The following is a 3204-nucleotide window of genomic DNA, read 5'->3' on the forward strand; positions in this document are numbered from 1 at the left end:
GCCCAAGCATGCCCAAGCATGGTTGCAGCATTAATTTGGTAACGGTATTTTGTAGCAATCAAATCTGCAGCTTTCATAAAGATGGCCGCTCTGTGTTCCCAAGCTAAAGCTTCCCAATCAGCTTTGGCAGCTAAGGCAGCATCTATAGCTTGTTTTACATGACTTTTGTCGCCATAACTAAATGTGGCCAGTACATGCTGATGATCATGTGGAGCTACTACTTTCTTTTTGTTTTTTGTATGTATTTCTTCTCCGCCAATAAACATTGGAATATCCAATTGTTTAGAACGTGCCTCTGCGATAGCCTCTTTTAAAAGCAAACGTTCTTTTGTGCCTGGCGCATAGCTATTAATAGGCTCGTTAACCGGGGTAGGTACGTTAAAAAATCCTTTAAGCATATTTTATTTTTTATGATTTGGACAAAGATAATGCTTTTTGGGGTAGGCAATTCTATTATTCTGTAAAGAAAATAGGGCAAACGTTTGACTATGTAATTGAATGATAAGAGAGGTTAATTAAAGGATTATTATGGTTAAAATTTGACTAGTGTCACGTCGATTGAATTTGCCAGGGCTAAAGATTATCATGATATTAGTGGTAACGCTTTTTACCTCGATTACTATGAGACTTATATATTTATCGATTATCTTCCTGTTATTTACCAGCTCGTCCTTTTGTCAAATAAATGATAATAGTATCCTGATAAAGCAACTTGATTCTATTGGGCGATTAGATCAGATTTACAGAGGCCAGCTCAGCGATATCAGGAATCACTTTGCAGATGATAGTCTTAAATTAAAAGATACTCTACGTAAACATTTTGAGTTAATCAATAAAGTAGATTCTTTGAACCTGATTAGGGTATCGGCAATTATTGATAAATACGGTTGGTTAAGTATTGATGAAATAGGGGAGGCTGCCAACTCAGCTTTATTCATGGTGATCCAGCATGCAGATTTGAAAACGCAGGAAAAATACTTGCCTATTATGCGAATTGCTGCAAAGAACAAAAAACTAAAAGCCACCAGTTTGGCGCTGCTCGAAGATAGGATTGCGATGTTTCAGGGTAGGAAACAGATTTATGGAAGTCAGGTAGCCTGGAATATGCTGACCAATAAATATACCATTATGCCCATGATCGATCCTGATCATGTTGATACCCGAAGGGCAGATATAGGTCTTGGATCTTATGCTGCTTATCTGATTGATATGGGTATTGTATGGAATGTTGAACAATATAAAAAAGATCTGCCTCAGATAGAAGGATGGCATAAAAAGACGATGAGCATAAATAAAGCTAAAAACTGATTTTGTTTCCTGCTGATTTACAAGGTGCAGTTAGAAAAAGAAACATATCTACTTAATGGCAACGCTGTACGCTCTGCTCTCTGCTTTTCGCTCAATGCTCAAGAGATCAGCTTTTGCTTCATCATATCTAAAAAATCTTTGCGGTAAGTTTCTCCTATCAATATTTCTGCAGAAATGCCTTTTAAAATAATCCTGTTTCCATCAATGGAGGTGATTTTATTAAGCGCCACTATAAACGATTTCTGCACACGGATAAATTGTGCTTTGGGCAATCTTTCCTCTACATCTTTCATGGTTAGAAGCGCAAGCGTTCTAATGCCATTATGGTGAAAAGCAATATAATTTTTCATGCCTTCAACAAAATCAATTTCGGCAATATTAATTTTTAGCATTTTACCTTTAGCCTCTGTTTTAACCATGAAATAATCATCATCCTGCTGGTTCACAGGTGCGCTGTTTTTTTTAGTGTTAATAATCTTTTGAGCCTTGTTTATGGCTTGTAAAAAACGGGGCAAAGGAATAGGTTTAACTAAATAATCAACCACATCAAGATCAAAACCGGCAGTGGCAAACTCTTTGTAGGCAGTGGTAAGTATCACCTGCACATCTTTGTTGTTCATCGTTTGGATGAAATCAATGCCCGATATCTCTGGCATATGAATATCTAAAAAAATGAGATCTACCGGGTTACTGCTTAAAAAACTCAGGGCATCAATCGGATTGGTGAATGTTGCGGCGATCTGTATTGCGGCAACAGATTTCAGGTAATGTTGTATTACTTCAATGGCATGATCTTCGTCATCAACAATAATGCAATTAATCATGAGGCGTATGGTTGAGGTTTAATTTGTGGTATCTTGAAATGTTCCAAAAAGCCTAAATTGTCAGATGATGATGGTTTTTCTTGGTGATCGGTAACCTTATTGTAAGGCAAAGTTAATTCAAGGCTGTAATCAATCTCGGTTTCATTAATGTTTAACTCAACCCCTTTTTTGTAATGATTTGCGAGTCTTTTTTTTATGTTTTCCATACCTATACCACTCGAGAGTTCTTTAGGCCCTTTTTTCTTTTTGTTCCAGGTGCTTAAACGAATATGATGGTCGGTTTCGTTAATGCTTAAGGCTATTTTAACAGGATGCAAATTATCTGTACAATTGCCATGTTTTAAGATATTCTCTACAACAGTAATTAGAATTAATGGAATCAATCTTACATTATCGGTATTTCCATTCACACTAAAATCGATCTGTAACTTGTTATTGAAACGAAGCTGATTAATTTTAATTACATTTTTAATATGCTCAATTTCCTCTTCTATTAATGTCATGCGGTCATCTTTGTCCATTTCCAGCGAATAGCGCATGATTTTACTGAGTGTCATAATGCCATCGGCAAGCTCTTGAGATAAGGGTAAAGACTTTGCAAAAAAGAAATTCAGCGTATTATTTAAAAAGTGAGGATTAATCTGTGCACGGAGAAAGGAATTTTCGGTATCAAACTTTTCTTTTTCTATTATTTTTAACTCTTTTTCACGTTTAATGGATTGGCGGAAATAAAATAAACTAAAGGATAAAAGGGCATATTTAATAAACTTGTATAGATTTAAAGTGATAAAATCGAAGAATTGAAATGCCCTTGGTGTAGGCCCATCTGGCCAAACAAAAGGCCTGATGTAATAGCCAGTAATGTACCAAAAAATAGCATAAGAAGCATGTACCAAAATTAAACCAATAATTAATCGCCACGCTTTTAAAGGATAGGTATAGAGGGAATAAATATAAAACGCGATAAATAATTTAATTATCCCAATTAATTGTAAAATGATAAGCAAGTTAGAATTTCTCAAAAAGCATCGATTAATCATCTATCATATAAGCTTGTGGTTAGGATATATTG

At 35.4% G+C, this 3204-nt stretch carries 4 protein-coding genes; 1 reads left to right on the plus strand and 3 read right to left on the minus strand.

What is annotated here, in order from left to right; translation table 11 throughout:
* Positions 1 to 398, minus strand: a 398-nt coding sequence (locus AC1DPQ_RS22535; RefSeq protein ID WP_477610939.1) for an aldehyde dehydrogenase family protein, incomplete at its 3' end; no start/stop codon positions are given.
* Between the two features lie 223 nt (positions 399 to 621).
* On the opposite strand from AC1DPQ_RS22535, the gene AC1DPQ_RS22540 reads away from it, so the two are divergent.
* Positions 622 to 1308 carry a DUF6624 domain-containing protein gene (locus tag AC1DPQ_RS22540; RefSeq protein ID WP_477585026.1) on the plus strand — a complete coding sequence of 229 codons (687 nt, stop codon included), beginning with the start codon at positions 622 to 624 and terminating at the stop codon, positions 1306 to 1308.
* A gap of 98 nt (positions 1309 to 1406) precedes the next feature.
* Here the strand turns inward: AC1DPQ_RS22540 and AC1DPQ_RS22545 are convergent, their stop codons facing one another.
* Both AC1DPQ_RS22545 and AC1DPQ_RS22550 read right to left on the minus strand, forming a co-directional pair.
* A complete protein-coding gene (locus AC1DPQ_RS22545) occupies positions 1407 to 2132 on the minus strand; it encodes a LytR/AlgR family response regulator transcription factor (RefSeq protein WP_477610940.1) in 726 nt (241 codons plus the stop codon).
* Complete coding sequence (locus tag AC1DPQ_RS22550; RefSeq protein ID WP_477610941.1) at positions 2129 to 3154, minus strand: sensor histidine kinase; 1026 nt, start codon at positions 3152 to 3154, stop codon at positions 2129 to 2131. Before AC1DPQ_RS22550 ends, AC1DPQ_RS22545 begins: the two co-directional genes overlap by 4 nt.
* Positions 3155 to 3204: the final 50 nt, after the last annotated feature.

The sequence above is a fragment of the Pedobacter sp. 01T416_2 genome, assembly GCF_056398925.1.

Coding starts and splice junctions, on each gene's coding strand:
- AC1DPQ_RS22540 (WP_477585026.1), top strand. CDS start 622: ATGAGACTTATATATTTATCGATTATCTTCCTGTTATTTACCAGCTCG.
- AC1DPQ_RS22545 (WP_477610940.1), bottom strand. CDS start 2,132: ATGATTAATTGCATTATTGTTGATGACGAAGATCATGCCATTGAAGTA.